At 40.6% G+C, this 18,278-nt stretch carries 15 protein-coding genes and 2 tRNA genes; 10 read left to right on the forward strand and 7 right to left on the reverse strand.

Annotation, left to right across the window (positions count from 1 at the left end; genetic code table 11):
* Window positions 1-117 precede the first annotated feature (117 nt).
* The 4 genes from GVN20_RS05880 to trmB all read left to right on the forward strand — a co-directional run bounded on the left by GVN20_RS05880 (window position 118) and on the right by trmB (window position 4,376).
* A complete protein-coding gene (locus GVN20_RS05880) occupies window positions 118-1,239 on the forward strand; it encodes a hypothetical protein (protein ID WP_166557450.1) in 1,122 nt (373 codons plus the stop codon).
* A gap of 113 nt (window positions 1,240-1,352) precedes the next feature.
* Window positions 1,353-2,279: a hypothetical protein gene (locus GVN20_RS05885; protein ID WP_166557451.1), complete on the forward strand. Its 927-nt coding sequence runs from the start codon at window positions 1,353-1,355 to the stop codon at window positions 2,277-2,279.
* A gap of 98 nt (window positions 2,280-2,377) precedes the next feature.
* The gene (locus tag GVN20_RS05890) at window positions 2,378-3,676 is read left to right on the forward strand and encodes a folylpolyglutamate synthase/dihydrofolate synthase family protein (protein ID WP_166557452.1); all 1,299 of its coding nucleotides are present in this window, start codon (window positions 2,378-2,380) and stop codon (window positions 3,674-3,676) included.
* A gap of 43 nt (window positions 3,677-3,719) precedes the next feature.
* Window positions 3,720-4,376 carry a tRNA (guanosine(46)-N7)-methyltransferase TrmB gene (gene trmB, locus GVN20_RS05895; protein WP_166557453.1) on the forward strand — a complete coding sequence of 219 codons (657 nt, stop codon included), beginning with the start codon at window positions 3,720-3,722 and terminating at the stop codon, window positions 4,374-4,376.
* 174 nt (window positions 4,377-4,550) lie between these two features.
* On the opposite strand, the gene gap is transcribed toward trmB, so the two are convergent.
* Entirely contained in the window at window positions 4,551-5,564 is a 1,014-nt protein-coding gene (gap, locus tag GVN20_RS05900) for a type I glyceraldehyde-3-phosphate dehydrogenase (RefSeq protein WP_166557454.1), read from the reverse strand.
* A gap of 591 nt (window positions 5,565-6,155) precedes the next feature.
* Between gap and GVN20_RS05905 the strand changes: the two genes are divergently transcribed.
* Window positions 6,156-6,968, forward strand: a complete 813-nt coding sequence (locus GVN20_RS05905) for a 2,3,4,5-tetrahydropyridine-2,6-dicarboxylate N-succinyltransferase (protein WP_166557455.1) — start codon at window positions 6,156-6,158, stop codon at window positions 6,966-6,968.
* 541 nt (window positions 6,969-7,509) lie between these two features.
* On the forward strand, window positions 7,510-8,034 hold the full coding sequence (locus tag GVN20_RS05910; protein WP_166557456.1) for a helix-turn-helix transcriptional regulator: 525 nt from the start codon (window positions 7,510-7,512) through the stop codon (window positions 8,032-8,034).
* A 450-nt stretch (window positions 8,035-8,484) separates the two neighbouring features.
* On the opposite strand, the gene GVN20_RS05915 is transcribed toward GVN20_RS05910, so the two are convergent.
* The 3 genes from GVN20_RS05915 to gyrA form a co-directional block, all read right to left on the reverse strand.
* Window positions 8,485-9,111, reverse strand: a complete 627-nt coding sequence (locus GVN20_RS05915) for a hypothetical protein (protein WP_166557457.1) — start codon at window positions 9,109-9,111, stop codon at window positions 8,485-8,487.
* A gap of 141 nt (window positions 9,112-9,252) precedes the next feature.
* Window positions 9,253-10,692, reverse strand: coding sequence for a tetratricopeptide repeat protein (locus tag GVN20_RS05920; protein ID WP_166557458.1), 1,440 nt, complete (start codon window positions 10,690-10,692; stop codon window positions 9,253-9,255).
* 165 nt (window positions 10,693-10,857) lie between these two features.
* Entirely contained in the window at window positions 10,858-13,371 is a 2,514-nt protein-coding gene (gene gyrA, locus GVN20_RS05925; RefSeq protein ID WP_166557459.1) for a DNA gyrase subunit A, read from the reverse strand.
* A gap of 48 nt (window positions 13,372-13,419) precedes the next feature.
* Here gyrA and GVN20_RS05930 point away from each other — a divergent pair, with 48 nt between their 5' ends.
* The 3 genes from GVN20_RS05930 (at window position 13,420) to GVN20_RS05940 (ending at window position 15,245) form a co-directional block, all read left to right on the forward strand.
* The gene (locus tag GVN20_RS05930; protein ID WP_166557460.1) at window positions 13,420-13,677 is read left to right on the forward strand and encodes a hypothetical protein; all 258 of its coding nucleotides are present in this window, start codon (window positions 13,420-13,422) and stop codon (window positions 13,675-13,677) included.
* Window positions 13,678-14,011: 334 nt separating this feature from the next.
* Window positions 14,012-14,284 carry a transposase gene (locus GVN20_RS05935; RefSeq protein WP_229598982.1) on the forward strand — a complete coding sequence of 91 codons (273 nt, stop codon included), beginning with the start codon at window positions 14,012-14,014 and terminating at the stop codon, window positions 14,282-14,284.
* Window positions 14,265-15,245 carry a transposase gene (locus tag GVN20_RS05940; protein ID WP_166558156.1) on the forward strand — a complete coding sequence of 327 codons (981 nt, stop codon included), beginning with the start codon at window positions 14,265-14,267 and terminating at the stop codon, window positions 15,243-15,245. Before GVN20_RS05935 ends, GVN20_RS05940 begins: the two co-directional genes overlap by 20 nt.
* Window positions 15,246-15,333: 88 nt before the next feature.
* On the opposite strand, the gene GVN20_RS05945 is transcribed toward GVN20_RS05940, so the two are convergent.
* The 3 genes from GVN20_RS05945 to GVN20_RS05955 form a co-directional block, all read right to left on the reverse strand.
* Window positions 15,334-15,406, reverse strand: a tRNA-Thr gene (locus GVN20_RS05945).
* Window positions 15,407-15,442: 36 nt separating this feature from the next.
* Window positions 15,443-15,518, reverse strand: a tRNA-Thr gene (locus tag GVN20_RS05950).
* 118 nt (window positions 15,519-15,636) lie between these two features.
* Window positions 15,637-17,514 (reverse strand): DUF349 domain-containing protein, encoded by a 1,878-nt coding sequence (locus GVN20_RS05955; protein WP_166557462.1) that lies wholly within the window; start codon window positions 17,512-17,514, stop codon window positions 15,637-15,639.
* Window positions 17,515-17,600: 86 nt separating this feature from the next.
* Between GVN20_RS05955 and pdxH the strand changes: the two genes are divergently transcribed.
* The gene (gene pdxH / locus GVN20_RS05960) at window positions 17,601-18,248 is read left to right on the forward strand and encodes a pyridoxamine 5'-phosphate oxidase (protein ID WP_166557463.1); all 648 of its coding nucleotides are present in this window, start codon (window positions 17,601-17,603) and stop codon (window positions 18,246-18,248) included.
* The last annotated feature ends 30 nt before the right edge of the window (window positions 18,249-18,278 follow it).

The following is an 18,278-nucleotide window of genomic DNA, read 5'->3' on the forward strand; positions in this document are numbered from 1 at the left end:
TCTATAAGAAGCAATTAGCCATCTTTTTCTTTTAATTTAAAAAGCAATCGTCTTCGGACTGTTGCTTTTTTTTTTTTGAATGTGTACCTTAGTACCCAATTCCCCATAAACGGTTTGATGAAAGATATGATATCGGTATTGGATTATACCCGAAAATTACTTTTCGAACACGACTGTGTTGTTCTGCCTGACCTAGGCGGGTTTTTAGTGTATTTCAGCCACGCTTTTTACAGCGAGCAAAATGCACTTTACCACGCACCCCAAAAAAGGGTAGCCTTCAATGAAGCGCTCAAATTGGACGATGGATTATTGGCGCACTACCTGACCATCAATGAGCAAATCTCCCGTGAAGAAGCACAGAAACGAATTCGGAAATTTGTAGAAGACATCAAACAGTCCATTCAGGAGAATGGTAGTTTTATGTTGGAGGGCATTGGAAGTCTGGCCAATAATGAGGAAGGTAAACTACAATTTGAGCCGTTGCCCTTGGTTAATTTCTACGCCGAGAGCTATGGTTTGAAATCCGTCCATGTCAATCAGGTAGACCCCGCATTGAAAATTGCCGAAACTGCGGATGCATACAACTGGACCGAGACGGACCGTGCGGCTAAGGAGTTGACGTATGAGTTACCCCGTCGTCGTCGCTCCCGCGTCGGAATGTACATTGGAGGTCTTTTGATTGCTGGTTGCGCGATGGTAGCGGGAATTACCCAGTTGCCTTCCGAAAGTTTAAAGTCAAGCCTCAATCCTTTTGACCTTGTACCTGCCGTGAAAGCTTGGTTTGCGACTGATATTAAATCTAACAGTGTTAAAAAACAGTATTCAGTCCCAAAAGAGACATCGGCTTTACCCGTTGAAAATGAGGCTGTAACGGCTGAAGAGTCGGCACCTGCCGTAGCAGTTAAGCCCATAGCAGTTAAAGAAATCGTTGCCGTAAAAAAAGAAGTTGTCGAAAAGCCAATCACCGAAGAACCCGCACCAATTTCTTACAAATCGGATGAGAAATCTGACTTTTTGGTGATTGCAGGTGGATTTTCAAATATTGAAAACGCCCGTAAACTTGAGAAAAAATTGCGACGGAACGGATACGAGAACGCGCACATTCTCAACCCTGAACCCATCGAGGGGAAATTAATCATTGTGGCCGCGATTGGGTGTGAGAATTCTAAAAAAGCAAAATCACAGTTAGCCCGTGTAAGTTTCCTTTCTGGAGCCAATGCTTACGTATTTCGTCAATAAAGAATCATACTAATCGAAAATAGTAAAGGGGGCTAATTGCCCCTTTTTTTTTGTCAGTATACAAATTCCCTTTATTTTGCGTTAATTAGACAAAATCAATCAAAGAATTACCAATGCTAGTGACCAGCCCCCAAGATCGCGAACACCAAATGGTTGCCTTTGCCGGCTCAACAATCGTAACGTCGGTGCTGTTTGTGACTTTATTTTTTGTAAAATTATACCAAACCATTCCTAAAGTAGAAACCATTGAATACGTAGAAGTAAACTTTGGAACCGACGCGGCAGGCTACGGAAAAGTTCAAACGTATAACAAAGCCAGTGATTCACCCCGGGCAGAAGATGTCAAAAAATCGGACGATACCCCCAAAGTGAAGGCAACGCCTACGCCCAAAGTGACGCCTCCACCCGTAACCAAAGTAGAAACGCCTAAGCCCGTCAAGACGGCCCCCGTCAAACCTCCTGTAACGAGTAAGGTAGAAAGTCCAGTTGAAGTAAAGGAAGAAACCAAACCTGTTAAATCCGAATCTAAAGCAACAACTCCCGCGCCAGTTACCCCCGAAAAGCCCGCTCCTGAACCTAAAAAAGTGGATGAGAACGCGCTATTTAAAAAGTCATCAGGGAGTGGAAAAGGCAGCAACGGAACCACGGGAACCGCTTCGGGCACGGGGGGGAATAACAATGGCGACAAACCAGGAACCGTAGGAGATCAAGGAAACCCCAACGGGAAAATTGACGCCAAAAGTTTGTACGGTAAGCCAGGCGGCTCAGCAACGGGATTGGCGCTAAACGTTTCAGGCTGGGGGATGGGGGCGCGACCGCAGGTGAAAGATGATTCAGACGAATCGGGCCGCATTGTTTTTGAAATAACCGTTGACGATACGGGTGACATTGTAAACGTACGGGTTAAAGAATCGACGGTGAGCCAATCCATTGTCGACCTATACAAACGGGCGGTAAGTAGAATGAAACTCGTACCAAAATCGGAAAATGTACCACCGACCTCCAAAGGCACGATTACGTTCAACATCAAATCTCGATAAGGATTAGATTTCGTAAAATAATTTAAAACATTGCGCAAAGCGTCAGGAAGTTAATTCTTGACGCTTTATTTTTGCCTTTATTTCATTTAAAATCGGTCATGAACTATTCTGAAACCATTGCGTATTTGTACGAGAAATTGCCCGTTTTTCACCGCGTAGGAGCCGCTGCGATGAAACCAGGGTTAGGTAACATTATGGCTCTTTGCGAGGCGTTAGGAAGCCCCCAAACGCGGTTTAAAAGCATTCACGTTGGCGGTACCAACGGGAAAGGGAGTACCTCTCATCTGTTGGCGGCCATTCTCCAATCCGCGGGGTATAACGTAGGCCTGCATACGTCACCGCATTTAAAATCCTATACTGAACGTTTTAAGATAAATGGCCAGCCGTGCCAAGAAAGGGTAGTGGTCGACTTTGTCGAAAAGCATAAGAGCCTCATCGAAAGGGTTGAGCCGTCTTTTTTTGAAATTAGTGTAGCTTTGGCGTTTGATTATTTTGCCCAGCAAAACGTTGATATTGCCATCATTGAAGTCGGTTTGGGGGGGCGTTTGGACTCCACAAACATTATTTCCCCGCTTTTGTCTGTCATTACCAACATCAGTTTTGATCATACTGACTTGTTAGGAGATACCCTTGAAAAAATTGCCTTTGAAAAAGCGGGAATTATTAAGGCTGATACCCCCGTCGTCATTTCGGAAACCCAGCCCGAAACGGCCCCCGTTTTTATTCAAAAAGCCGAGGAATTGAACGCTCCGATTTTTTTCGCTGATCAACAGTACCATGTCAACACCCTTTCGGTAGAAAAAGGTAAACGTATCGTAACGATAGAAAGTAAAAAAGAGGCCTCCTTGCCAGCAAATACAATAACGCTGGATTTGGTCGGGAACTATCAGCTTAAAAATGTGGCGGGGGTTTGGCAAAGTGTTGAATTATTAAATCAACAAGGCTTTTATATTCCATTGGATGCGGTAAAATCAGGAATGGCGCATTGTACAACCCTTACCTCGTTTAAAGGGCGTTGGCAAGTGTTGAGTGAATCGCCGATGACCGTTGCCGATGTTGCCCACAATTATGGCGGATTGAGCGAAACCATTAACCAAATCAAAAGATACGATTTCGACCAACTCCACTTTATTCTGGGATTTGTCAAAGACAAAGACGTAAAAGGGGTTTTGGGGCTTTTTCCGACAAATGCCCATTTCTATTTTTGCAGCTTTGATTCACCAAGGGCGTTGCCTTCAAGTGAATTAGTCTATATAGCAGATAAAGTTGGTTTAAAAGGTGGTATATATAGAGATGTAAACGAGGCATTGAGCGCAGCCCGACAAAAAGCCACCTCTAATGATTTTATTTACGTTGGGGGTAGTACTTTTGTGGTTTCTGAACTGTCTGAGATTTGAATATTCTGTACCTAATTACTGTCTTATCAAAATTATTAAAACCTTGAGCCGTAAGAAACTGATTAAATTTGCGAGTAATGCGCTGGCAGACAATGTATTAGAGGTTGGTAAACCTCTCTACGAAACCATCAAAGGAAAGTGGAACGAAAGTTACTTTTTGAACACAAATCCCATCGTTCTTGAACTTGCCTGCGGAAAAGGGGAGTATTCGGTTGGATTAGCGCAAGTATATCCCAATTTGAATTTTATTGGCATTGATGTCAAAGGTGACCGACTGGCGGCGGGTAGTCAGCAGGCCACACTGCTTGGTTTGACCAACGTGGCGTTTCTCCGGGCGAACATTGAGTTTCTTCAAAACTTTTTTGAAGAAGGGGAAGTCTCTGAAATCTGGATTACTTTCCCCGACCCATTCAATCTCAAAAAACGGGTTCGGCGGCGATTAACCCATCCGCATTTTCTGGAAAAATACCGTGCTGTGATGCAGAAAGAAGGTTTGTTGCATTTAAAAACCGACAATCGTGAGTTGTTTGATTTCACATTAGAAGAACTTACGCAGTTTGGGGTGAAGGATTTAGAAGCTACTTTTGACCTCTACCAATCTGAAATGCATGATGATCACCATGGAATTAAGACACGTTTTGAGCAAATTTTTACCGAAAAAGGGTTTCCTGTTCACTATCTAAGGGGGCGTTTTTTATAACACAAGTTTTAAAATGAATAAATATTCAAAAATGAATTATTTTTCATCTTAAAACTTAAGTGTCTAATTGTCAGAAATTTAACAATAATTATAATGAGAGGGGAGTAATAGAAAAAGGCACTAGAGATAGTGCCTTTTTCGGTATCAATAGCTTAAATTATCACTCAGTTTTACTTATTTCGAGATTAACTGTGCAAAGTATTTAACGGTACGAACGAGTTGGCTTACATAGCTCATTTCGTTATCGTACCAGCTTACAGTTTTTACCAATTGCTTATCGCCAACATTGATTACTTTCGTTTGTGTAGCATCGAATAGGCTTCCGAATGAAGTTCCGATGATGTCGCTGCTTACGATTTCGTCTTCATTATATCCAAAGCTTTCGTTACTTGCTGCTTTCATGGTGGCATTAACTTCTTCGGTCGTTACTTTTTTATTTAAAATAACGGTTAATTCGGTTAAACTTCCAGTGATAACAGGTATACGCTGAGCGCCGCCGTCTAATTTGCCTTTTAGTTCGGGCAATACTAATCCGATTGCTTTAGCTGCACCAGTGCTATTAGGAACGATGTTTGAGGCTGCAGCTCTTGCACGTCTTAAGTCACCTTTAGCGTGAGGAGCATCAAGTGTATTTTGATCGTTTGTATAGGCGTGTACGGTAGTCATGCTTCCTATTTCGATACCAAAAGCGTCGTTAAGGGCTTTGGCCATTGGTGCAAGACAGTTTGTGGTACAACTTGCGCAGCTGATGATGGTTTCGCTGCCATCAAGAATGCTGTGGTTTACGTTAAAAACAACCGTTTTTAAATCGCCAGTTGCAGGGGCGCTGATAACGACTCTTTTGGCACCTGCGGTAATGTGAGCTGCTGCTTTATCTTTATCGGTAAAAAAACCTGTACATTCTAATACAACATCTACTTCATGAGCACCCCAAGGAATTTCTGCAGGGTTTTTTTGTGCATAGATGCGTACTTCGTCGCCATTTACAACAATACTATTATCGGTTGAGGTTACCTCTTCGTTGAATCTTCCCTGTGCAGTGTCGTATTTTAGAAGATGAGCCAATACAGATGGACTCGTCAAATCGTTTATGGCTACTACATCAATGTCTGGCATGTTATAAATTTGGCGATAAGCAAGTCTACCAATTCGTCCGAAACCATTGATGGCTACTTTTACTTTTGTCATGGGTATTTTTTGGTGGTTTAATGGAACATCATTAATTCATTGGCAAAGATACTATATATTTTTTATTTATAGCAGGCATACATTTCCATTGTTTTTTTAGCAAAATTCGATCACTTGGTTAGTGTTATTAGTATTTATTACTAATTAATGTTAGTATATTTAGTAAATATACAGTTATAATGCTAAAATATAAGGTAAAGTTTAGTAATTTATACTAAATACAAGCTAATGTATTTTCTATTTACTAAATTGAAGCTAAAATGCTATTACTAAATAATATCATAGATCAAAATAAACACTCAAGGCAATAAATACATCAAACACTACATCATTTGACAATAAATTAGTAATATTACATACAAAACAAATTTCACCCTAGTATATAGAAAATAGAGTAGGGGTATAACAACCCAAAATGAAACATAGAATCAAAAACAAACAAGGAAAACCATTCTATTACAATACCGAACATTATATACACTAATAATAATACATTTTATAGACTTAAATAAATTAAGCAAATAAATAAGTTTAAAATCCCTATAATCACATTATTAAATCAAAATAAATCAAGTTTTACTTTAACTACAAATGAACGAAAAAGTACAAATAGAGGCCGCTTGGGACAATAGAGAACTCACCAAAGAACCAGAAGTCATTCAAGCCATTGAGAATGTAATAGACGCATTGAACGAGGGCCTAATCAGAGTGGCAGAACCAACCAACGACGGATGGATTGTCAATGACTGGATAAAAAAAGCTATCCTACTTTATTTCCCTATCCGACAAATGGAACTAAAAGAAATAGGGATTTTTGAGTACCATGATAAAATGAAACTAAAGACTGGCTACAAAGCATCTGGAGTGAGGGTTGTTCCCCCAGCTGTAGCAAGACATGGAGCGTACTTAGCAAAAGGAGTTATACTAATGCCTTCATATGTTAATATTGGTGCCTACGTGGACGAAGGTACCATGGTTGATACTTGGGCTACAGTAGGAAGTTGTGCCCAAATAGGCAAACATGTACACCTCAGCGGTGGAGTTGGAATAGGGGGAGTCCTTGAACCCCCACAAGCAGCACCAGTTATCATTGAAGATGGTGCATTTATTGGTTCGCGCTGTATCGTAGTAGAAGGAGCACACATAGGTAAGCGGGCCGTACTAGGAGCCGGAGTCACGATTACTGGTAGCTCGAAAATCCTGGACGTGACAGGAGAGGAGGTCATTGAATATAAAGGATACGTACCCAATGATTGCGTTGTTATTCCAGGAAGTTATCCAAAAACATTCCCAGCAGGGACATTTCAAGTACCATGTGCGCTCATTATCGGGAAAAGAAAACCTAGTACTGATCTAAAAACATCACTAAATGATGCCCTACGAGAGAATAATGTAGCCGTTTAAGATAGGATAAATATTTAAAACGAAAAAGCCACTTCAATCGAGTGGCTTTTTTACGTGCTTCATTTACCCCATAAAATTACTGTCTTATCGGAAAAACCCGACATAAGCAAACCACAAATCTTCGAGCAAATCGGCTTCCTTCTTCACTATCATCCGCACTATCTGACCAAATATTGTGCTTCTCTGTTTGACTTATACAAATGTAACAAAAAGATATTGTAAACTCCAAATAATAATGCGATTATTTACAGAAATTACATTGTTCAATTTACTTCTTAGGTAGAGGTGGCTATTATTCAAAAAATTTCATATGAAATGAGTTAACTAGTTAATTATCAATAATATAATCCGTTTACATAAATTTACACAAAGTATAAAAATGCAAACAATCGACAATTTACATACATAAACATTTGACACATTTGTAATCATATAAATTTTTAATTGTAAACATTTGTAATCATATAAATTTTTAATTGTAAACATTTGTTATTAATGTAAACAATAATACCTTTGTAAAATCACTTTCAATGTTTACAATATGGCAACATTTTCAGATTTTACAGATATCCGTTACCTGAAAAACAATAAGATTAGGGTCATTCTACATCAGAACAATATGAATGCTTCTCAATTTGCAGATGCAATAAAAGTACAACGTTCAACCATTTCACACATTTTGGCTTATCGTAATCGGCCAAGTCATGACATTTTGGAGAAAATTGTGGCTTGGAATGAAAAATACAACTTAGAATGGTTTCGAACTCAATCCCCAGAAGAAGCCCATATTATCACACAACTAATTGAGAATCAAGGATATGGAGGCGCAAAAGTTAGTAATGTAACGACGCCAGATTTGCGTGAAAGAAACCACGTGGCCAAGATATCGACTTCAGCTGATTCTCGAAACGCTCAAAGCAAACCCGAAGTGACCTCAAATCATTCTTCTCTTGAATTGATAAAACCTCGTCGTGCGGTACTTATAACCATTGTTTATGACGATGGCAGTTCTCAGGTTATACCCGTAGATCCAAATTCTAAGTTCAATCAATTTCTAGGACAATAAATAAGCAAAGTGCCACACTTAATGAACCTCATTCAGTGTAGGTTGGGTCAGTGAGCGAAGAGGGGAGGCCTTAAATATAACGTGAAATTGGTGATAATCTTAGATGGCTGCCGTCATAATCAATCCCATGTTAACAGAGATGTTCCATTGACAATTGCTAGCTTGGTAAGATTCTGGCGGTGAATTTTAAAATTTATTGACCGCAAAACAACTAATTTTTTGGCCTCGCCCAAACTTTCATGATTGCGCCTCGAATAACTGAAGAAATATTCCCGAAAACAGGAGTACTAAACATAAAAATACTGAGCGTGAAACGTTTTTAACAGCACAAATGGCTGGCTATTAATACAATAACACATTTTGTTTCACGAAATTTTCACAACGTTTCACGTGAATATCTAAACATCTGGTAATCAGCTTTTTAAAAAAATACGTAGTAAAAGGGTAAAATTACCATGAAATACGATTGGAGGTAAGCAACGGACGCGCCTGAAGAGATTTTAGCAATTGAGGGTATTTATAATTCAATTTGTAAAATGCTTGAGATTCTATCGGAAAAATTTCGGATAGAATGCCGAGTGTTTTCGTCGGAATTAAGACTTCTTGACGAGAAAGGGGTATGTTGTGGCTATTGATCGTTGAACAAACAGCATGTAGGCACTCAATATCTCTATATTCAAATCGTCCGACATACATCAATAAATGAGTACTAATTGCGTCTTTATCATTTAGTGTACTTAAATTGATGGCTAAGATTGAATTCATAAAATACGACGCAACACCTTTCTGAATTCCTTCCATTGATCGTACAATCACTTTTCCATCTGCATAAATGGTCACAATATCCTTTACAAGGCGTTTTTGGTCCTCGCAGAGCGAATATCTTTCATATTTGCCACATAGATGACGCACATTGCTGTTTTGGCCTAGAATCAATTCTTCTTGCGAATTCTCAATCGCCGTTTCCGTTTCATCTGCATTCATTAAATATTCATGAATGTCATTAGGCATAGGTAGTTGTTGAAGACGGTTTTTAATCTTTGGCACTTTTATAGAAGTAAAAAATTCATTTTTCATAGGTATGATAATTTAACACAATCCGATCAAAAATTGTACCAAAAGTATGTTCATTTAAAGTAAAAATATGTATTATAATTTACATTATGTTAAATAAAACATTCAAAAATAAGGAGTGAGTTGAACCCACTCCTTATTTTATTATTTTGTTTCTTCACAAACAATTTTCTTTCCTTCAAATTCTTTCAAAATGACATCCAATTGTTTCAGTGTTTCGACAACGGCTTCTTCTTCTTTAATCGCCTTGGCCTTTGTAAAATAAGGATGTGATTGCTTGAATTTACCGCAAACCTTAGGTTCTAGGTCTTTGCCTTTTGCATTATACTCCTTCATGTCCATGGCATCTACTTCTCTTTTCATTTCAACTGCTTCATTGAAATAAAATACACCCATGTTAAAAAGTGCATCGTAATTGTTAGGATCCGCCTTGAGTGCTCTGTCATAAGCGGATTTTGCACCTTCACGGGCCTTTGTGAGTTTTGCATTAAGTTCTGCAATTTTTGCTGAAGGATCTCCTAGTTTGGCAATTTCTTCTTTTGTCTTAACCAACTCTGCTTTTGCTTCTTCTAAGGCAACTTTATTTTCCTTCTGCTTTGCTTCAACCTCTGCTTTCTGACGTTTCAAATCAGCATTTTTTGGTTGTTTTGCAATTAATCCAGCAATTCTTTTTACTTCGTCCGCAAAAACTTTATCGGTCTCTTCAGCTTCTTTTATTTTCCGATCAACCCCACTTGTTTTTTTAGATGTTTCGGCTAATTTTCTGATTTCTGCCGTAATCTGTTGTACTTCATTGTCGTTCAAAATACCCAGGTTAAGTGCATATTGCGCGTTTTTGGGATCTAGGTCAATCAATTCATTCAGACCAACTTTGGCTTCTTCTAAACGTTGTGTGTCTAAAAGCACATTGACGCGCTCGGCTTTAAAGGATGTTTTGCTTGCAGGCAATATTTCCATTCCTTTATCCAAGATTGCGAGTGCTTTGTCGTTCTTCTTTTCGATACGGTACAATTGGGCTAACAAAGCGAAGTTCCCAGCGTCCTTCCCTCCTTTTTCGATGTATTGCTCCATCATGGTCGCAGCAATGTCATTTTTCTGACTCTGCATGGCACTGTAAGCTCCGTATAAAGGTGCCAGCGTATCCTTCGGATTCACTTCCTGTGCTATGTTAAAAAATTTAATTGCCTCATCGTACTTTTTGGTTTGGAATTTCTCAGCACCTTGTTTTACAAGTGACGTTCCCAAGTTCACACCACTATCATCTGTTCCTCCTGTCAGAAACTTCTGAGCTTCTTTTGTCACCTTACCTGGTTTTGCGGCATCTACTTCTACTGCTTTTTTAAATGACTCATAAGCCACTAAAGCAGCACTTGAATCCATTTCAGTATAGAGACGGGCGATTTCATCATACAATTTGCCCCGATCTAGCCAAGTGCTCGATTTTGCACCTGCTTTGGGGTCTGTGATAGCTTTGTCGCTTTTTTCTTTTTCTTTCTTTTTCTGTTCAAGTACTAATTTGTCTACCTGAGAAAAGGCAGAAATAGCAAAAAAACTAAAAGCAGATGTTACGATCAACTTTTTCATTTTGAGGTAAGTTATTAAGTTTAAAATTTGAGCAAAAAACGGGATAAAAATTGACTTATTGTTGATTGAATAAATTTAAAAAAAAGGATAAGAGAGCAGATTGTTGGATAAATAACAAAATTATACCCTAAAATCTACTTTCTTATCACAAATATATCATCCAATCTAGGCTTCGATTGGTGGTTCGGGGGCAGCTGCGCCTCCCTCTTCACTTCCATCAATAACCGCTTCTTCTGATTCTATACGGGTAACGGATGAAATCTCGTCGCCCTCGTTTAATTTAATCAACCGCACTCCCTGGGTGTTTCGGCCCGCAACGCGTATTTCAGTGACTGACATACGAATCGCGATTCCTGATTTATTGATAATCATCAAGTCATCACTATCCGAGACTTCTTTGATTGCCACCAGACTTCCGACTTTTTCCGTAATATTCAGCGTTGTTACACCTTTAGCGCCTCGGTTGGTCTCACGGTAATCTTCAATCTGTGATCGTTTACCGTATCCATTTTCCGATACAACCATAAGTTGTTTTTCCAAATTACTAACACACAGCATTCCAATCGCTTTATTTGTGGTTCCTTCACCACCCAATTCGATTCCCTTCACCCCAGCAGCAGTACGGCCCATTGGACGAACTCGGCTCTCATGGAATCGAACAGCCTTCCCTTCCTTTGAAGCAATAATAATGTGGTTGTCTCCATTGGTCAGTGCCACATCCAATAAACGGTCACCTTCATTGATTGTAATGGCCGCAATACCGTTGGCACGTGGCCGCGAATAGGCTTCCAACAATGTCTTTTTGATGGTGCCGTCTTCAGTACACATGATGATGTAATTATTGTTGATATAATCAGCATCACTTAAAGTACGAACATTGATGACAGCTCTTACTTTATCACCCGACTCAATGTTTATGAGGTTTTGAATGGGGCGACCTTTCGCCGTTTTTGAACCTTCAGGGATTTCGTATACTTTGAGCCAAAACAACTTGCCAAATTCCGTAAAAATCAGCAGATAGTTGAGCATAGTTGCCGAGAACAAATGCTCCGTAAAGTCATCATCTTTGGTAGTAACCCCTCTTGAGCCAACTCCTCCCCTGCCCTGCGTACGGTACTCGCCGATTGGGGTACGTTTTACGTATCCTTGATGCGAAATGGTAATCAACATTTCTTCATCCGCAATCATGTCTTCATCCGCAAACTCTTCGGCGGCGTATTCAATTTTTGAGCGACGGGCATCACCGTAGCGAGCTCTCAAATCAGTAAGCTCGTCTTTGATGATCTGGAACTTACGAACTTCGTTGGCTAAAATATCCTGTAAATCAGCAATGAGCTTCATCAATTCCTCGAATTCGGCGATGATTTTGTCGCGCTCCATTCCCGTAAGGCGTTGTAAACGCATCTCCAGAATAGCCCGGGCTTGAGGCTCACTCAAACTGAACTGTTCAATCAGACCATTCCGGGCGGTTTCGGGGTCACGGGCGCTACGAATCAATTTAATGACCGCGTCTAGGTTATCGAGGGCAATCAATAATCCTTGTAAAATATGGGCCCGTTTTTCTGCTTCCCGAAGGTCGTACTGAGTACGTCGGGTGATCACTTCCACCCGGTGCTCCACGTAATACTTTATCAAATCTTTCAGGTTCAACAACGCAGGGCGGCCTTTTACCAAGGCAACGTTATTGATGCTAAATGATGATTGAAGGGGAGTAAACTTATAAAGGTGATTTAAAACAATATTGGGAATACTATCTTTTTTCAACTCAAACACAATGCGAATCCCGTCACGGTCTGACTCATCACGGATGGCAGAAATCCCATCCAAACGTTTGTCATTGACCATATCAGCAATCCGTTTGATCATGTCTGCCTTATTGACCATGTACGGAATCTCGGTAATCACAATTTGCTCACGCCCTGTCTTTGTTTGCTCAAAAGTAGCCACTGCACGCATCACGACCCGTCCTCTTCCTGTCTCATAAGCAGACCTAACTCCCTGATATCCATAGATAATAGCTCCCGTAGGAAAGTCAGGGGCTTTGACGTATTGTATCAATTCTTGAACAGTGATAGAATTGTTATCAATGTAAGCGATGGTCCCATCAATGACCTCCGTAAGGTTGTGAGGGGCCATATTGGTGGCCATACCTACGGCAATACCCGAAGAACCGTTTAAAAGTAGGTTGGGCAATTTGGCGGGTAATACGGTCGGCTCTTCATCAGAATCATCGTAGTTAGGCTGAAAGTTAACGGTCTCTTTATTGATGTCTTGCAACATCTCTTCGGCAATTCGTTTCAGCCTTGATTCTGTATAGCGCATGGCAGCGGGGGAATCGCCGTCCAAGGAACCAAAGTTTCCCTGACCATCAACCAGCATGTAACGAAGTGACCAAGGTTGCGCCATACGCACCATGGTATCGTAGATTGAAGCGTCGCCGTGAGGGTGATACTTGGCCATAACGTCACCTACGGTACGGGCCGATTTTTTATAGGGGCGATTGTGCAAAAAGCCCGATTCAAACATTGTATAAAGCACCCGACGGTGAACAGGCTTTAATCCATCGCGGGCATCAGGGAGTGCACGAGAAATAATGACCGACATTGAATAATCAATGTAAGCCGTACGCATCTCATCCTCAATGTTAATAGGAATAATATTACCGGTGTTTTCTGACATAAACAAAAATTAAATGCTTTTGTACAAAAATACACCAAATACTTTATAATGGCAAAACTAGCTCCTCTTACGCCGTCTTTCGTTTGCCTGCTCTCTTTTTTCGGCCGAAGTTCTCGGCTTTCCAAAGAAATGGGGCTTGGGAAAAGTGCCTCTCCCACGCACAATACTCCTTCCATGACTATGCTCATGACGCACTTTGCAGCCTTTGATTGGACATTGACGATACCAACATCCCCCAACCCCAAAACCACACATCAATACCAACAAAATGGACAGCCTTTTATTCATTTTAAAGCAATGTTTTAAAATGGGTCACCTTCTTTTTAAAAGTGAAAGTACAAAAAAGTTATTAGAATGATGCCTTCTTAATATGGGCAGATCCCAAAAGAGAGACAGCGCATGTAGGTTCAAAGTAGTTAAAAACAACAAGCCGATACTTTCGTATCGGCTTAGAGCCGAAGTTGCTGATTGACATTTGCCGGATCAAACCCAAAATTTGTGGAGAGCGTTGGATTTTTTTAGGTTTGTGTTTTAATCAACCCTATCTGTTTTGGAAAGTTTCCTACCTTTAGTAGAGTACCTCTTACCTGATTTTATCGTATCTTACTACGAATTACTCAAAGTTGAACCTGTATCGAATGTGCTTCATATCTACCTCCAAGAGAAGAATTATGAAGAATCAGAGCTTTCCGGGAAGAACTTATTATCGAAAGGTTTTCTGCCTGAGATTACGATTCAAGACTTTCCCATTCGAGATAAACGGGTATTTCTTCATATCAAGCGCCGTCGCTGGCTTAATACCACTACTGGAAAAGTAGAACAACGGAATTGGAATCAGGTAGGCCAAGGCACGCGAATGACACAGGAATTTGCGTCTTTTTTAAAAGAGATACATCGATACGACTCCAAATGATACCCATACCATTGGGCGTTTTTACGGAGTCAACGGTAAAAATCTACTGCGTCAGTACAAAGATTATCAAAGCGGATTTAGGCAATGGGATCAAAAGCATCATGCCAAACAATGGCTGCTGTATGCTCAAAATATGGGTACGCATCTTTCGATTGATGAGACGTCCCTGTCGGATGGTGAATTGTATACCATTCTTACCAACAAAGCTGCCAAGGGTAGAAGCGGCATTATAGCTGTTGTGGCAGGAACGAAAGCGGAAACAGTCATTGAGATTCTTCGGAAAATTCCCCTGAAAACGCGCAAAAAGGTAGCCGAAATTACGTTGGATATGGCGGGCAATATGGCTTTAATCGCTAAACGCTGTTTTCCTTCTGCCACACAGGTAACTGACCGATTCCATGTACAGAAATTAGCTTCGGAAGCCTTACAGGAAATCAGAATCAAGTATCGTTGGCAAGCCATTGAGGCAGAAAATGAGGCTATTGAGCAAGCAAAAGCCACTCAAACACAATACCGGCCGGAAGTGCTTTCCAATGGCGATACAGTGAAACAGTTATTGGCCCGCAGCAGGTATGTACTCTACAAAAAAGACTCAGATTGGACAGAAAGCCAGAAGCAAAGGGCCGAACTGCTCTTTGAGCGCTATGCTGACTTGAAAAAAGCTTATGAATTAACCATGTCTTTGAGTCATATCTTTGAGAATACCCACGATAAACTGTATGGATTGGCACGACTCGCCAAATGGCACGAGAAAGTACGTCAGTCCGGATTTAAAGCCTTTAATACGGTGGCGCGCTCCATCCAAAACCACTATGAGACGATTCTTAATTACTTTGATAATAGAAGTACTAATGCTTCTGCCGAATCCTTCAACGCTAAAATCAAAGCGTTCAGAAGTCAATTCAGAGGGGTAAGAAACATAGAATTCTTCCTGTATCGGCTAACTCAGATATATGCTTAATCTAAGTTGCTCCACAAATTTTGTACTTGATCCCATTTGCCGCCTGAAATGAGCAATAAAAAAAGCCGATACTTTCGTATCGGCTTAGAGCCCCCAGCCGGGATCAAACCAGCGACCTACTGATTACAAGTCAGTTGCTCTATCAGCTGAGCTATGGAGGCTTTTTCTATTTGTTTAGAGTGTAAATAGTAACACTTTGGAGCCCCCAGCCGGGATCAAACCAGCGACCTACTGATTACAAGTCAGTTGCTCTATCAGCTGAGCTATGGAGGCAATATTCACGAATAATTTATCTTTAATGATTCAGATGGTGGAGCGTTAAAGACATTCTTATTTCGTGGTGCAAAAGTAGTATTTTCTACTACTTTACACAAATTTAGTTTACTTTTTTTTACAAAGCTTCGCGAATAATTTTCAATTGATGCTTAAAATCAGCCAGTTGCTTTTGGGCTACTTCGATTTTTTTCACGAACTCTGCACGAACTTTCTCGCCATTTTTAGATCGGCCAAAGAATTCGATGTTATTTTGCCAAATCGTCAAATCGTTTTCAATTTGCGTCATCCGGCGGCGGATATCCATTTCTTTGCGTTGGAGACTGCGTGATGATTCGCCATCGGCCACCATCGACACTTCATTTTCAAGGATAACCTGCTCACGCTCTTTAGAAGAGAGTTTCCCGATAGCACTCACGTACGCATTGACCGCATCAATATAACGCTTGTTGATGGCCTGCATATCTTTCTTTGGTACAAATCCAATGCCTGCCCATTCTGATTTGAATGCATTCAAATCACTTAAGCTTGCTTCGCCAGCTTTTGCCCCTGATTCTATTTTTTCACAAAGTGCTTGTTTTTTGGTGAGGTTTTCAACAAACTCTTTCTCTACTTCAGAATTCTTAGCCCGTTTACGGTCAAAATAGGCATCACAGGCTTTCTTGAATCGGTCAAAAATAGAATCTTTAAATTTCTCAGGAACTTGCCCTATCTGCTTCCATTGTTTTTGAAGCGCAATCACTTTATCGGTATTGGAAGAGGAGTCTTCACCTGCTGCCAAAATTCCTTCAACTGCTTCGCAAAGTTCTGTTTTAAGTTTCAGGTTTTGTTCGCGCTTGGCTTCCAGTTGACGGAAGAACTCTCCTTTGTTGTGAAAAAACGTTTTGAGGGTTGCCCAAAACTTTTTGCTCAACTCACGACCTTCGTCACGCAACATCTGTCCTTTGGCATTTACCCATTGCTCTTGAAGTGCTACCACTTCTTTGGTCTTTTCGTTCCACTCATTAATGCTGCTGGAAGTAAATGCCGTAAACGGAACCAATGCCTCGTATATCTTGGATTTGATTTCGTAATTTTGGGAAAGCAACTGTTTTTGATCCTCCGTTTGGGCACGACGCGCATCGTATAGTACATCCAAAGCTGACTTCATACGTTGCCAAAGCAACTCTTGCTCCGCTTTTGGTCCTGGCCCGATGTGTTTGTATTCCTCAAAATGTGCATTTGCTTCCTCCAACACACCCCGACTGAGGGCTTTACCTTCCAAACTTTTGGCAAGCGCTTCTACCTTTTCAACTAATTCACCCTTGAGCTGCAAGTTTTTCTTGCGATCAAGTTCTTTAAGTTCAAAATAAATATTGCGGTTGCTGTAATATCGATCAATCAACGCGTGGAATGTGGCCCAAAGCGTGCTGTTGTGGGGAGACGCAATGTTTCCTGCCGATTTCCACTCGTCTTGGATTTTCTTAAATTCTTGCCAACTTGTTGCGGGATTCATGGAGTTTGCCTCATCGGCATCAACCAATTCACGCAGGCGTTGGAGGAGTTGAGTCTTAACCGTAAAGTTTTTATCTTTCGATTTCTCTAAATCCTGAAAGTAATGATTCTTAACATCCTTAATTTGGCGGTATAGGGAATCAAAACGCTGACTTAGATCATCTGGTTTGAACTCAAAACCCTCATCTGAGCCTGTTTCAGCAATATAGCGTTGTTCGGCCTCATCACGTTCTGTCTTTTTGATTTGGTCGAAGAAAACTTTTACTTCTTTGAGAATTTCGTCTGTTCGCTTAAAATCAGCGGGTTTGGCCCCCTCACTTTTGGCAATTACCAGTTGATTTTCTAATAAATTCACAAACCCCTTCTTATCAAGTTGAGTATAATCAACTGACTGTTCTTCAACCACGTCAAGTTCTTCCATGGCTGCAACACTCTGCTGAGTGAGTTGTTCGCTTTCGCTTAATTCTGCTCCGTCGTTAATCATCGTAAATGTGGTAGTCATCGCTTAGATTTGCAAAAATAATAATAATGACCGTTTTTCGATGTTTCAAAACCGGTTTTTCAATTTTAAATCTAAATTAACCCAAAATGGCAGGTAAAAAACTGGCTGATCTACGAAAAGATTATAGTCTAAACGGATTAACCGAAGAGGATGTTTTAGCAAATCCCTTCCTTCAATTTGAAAAATGGTTTGAAGAGGCCCAATCAGCCGAGGTAATCGAACCAAATGCAATGATTCTCAGCACACTCGGCGGTGATGGCTACCCGCATAGCCGCGTAGTACTACTCAAAGAGGTAGATTCGACGGGATTTGTGTTTTATACTAATTATAACAGTCACAAAGGGATAGATTTGACCATCCATCCCGTGGCGGCACTTACCTTCTGGTGGGCAGAATTGGAACGTCAGGTTCGCATTTTTGGGGATGTACAAAAAGTCTCTGACGCTGAATCCGACGCTTATTTCAGCATTCGTCCCCGAAACAGCCAATTGGGGGCCTGGGTTTCTGAACAAAGCGAAGTCATTGAGAATCGAGACGTTTTAACAAAAAAATTATCCCTGTTGGAACAAACATTTTTAGATCAAGTTGTACCTAGACCACTCCATTGGGGAGGCTACCGGGTTATCCCCAAAGAAATTGAATTCTGGCAAGGCCGCCCCAGTCGCTTACACGACCGCATTCGTTACCGAATCGACGTCGATAATGTATGGAAAATTGAACGCCTTTCTCCATAGTATAAATTTTATTGTACAGATAACCCATTC

This window comes from Runella sp. CRIBMP (genome assembly GCF_009905605.1).
Taxonomy (GTDB): domain Bacteria; phylum Bacteroidota; class Bacteroidia; order Cytophagales; family Spirosomataceae; genus Runella.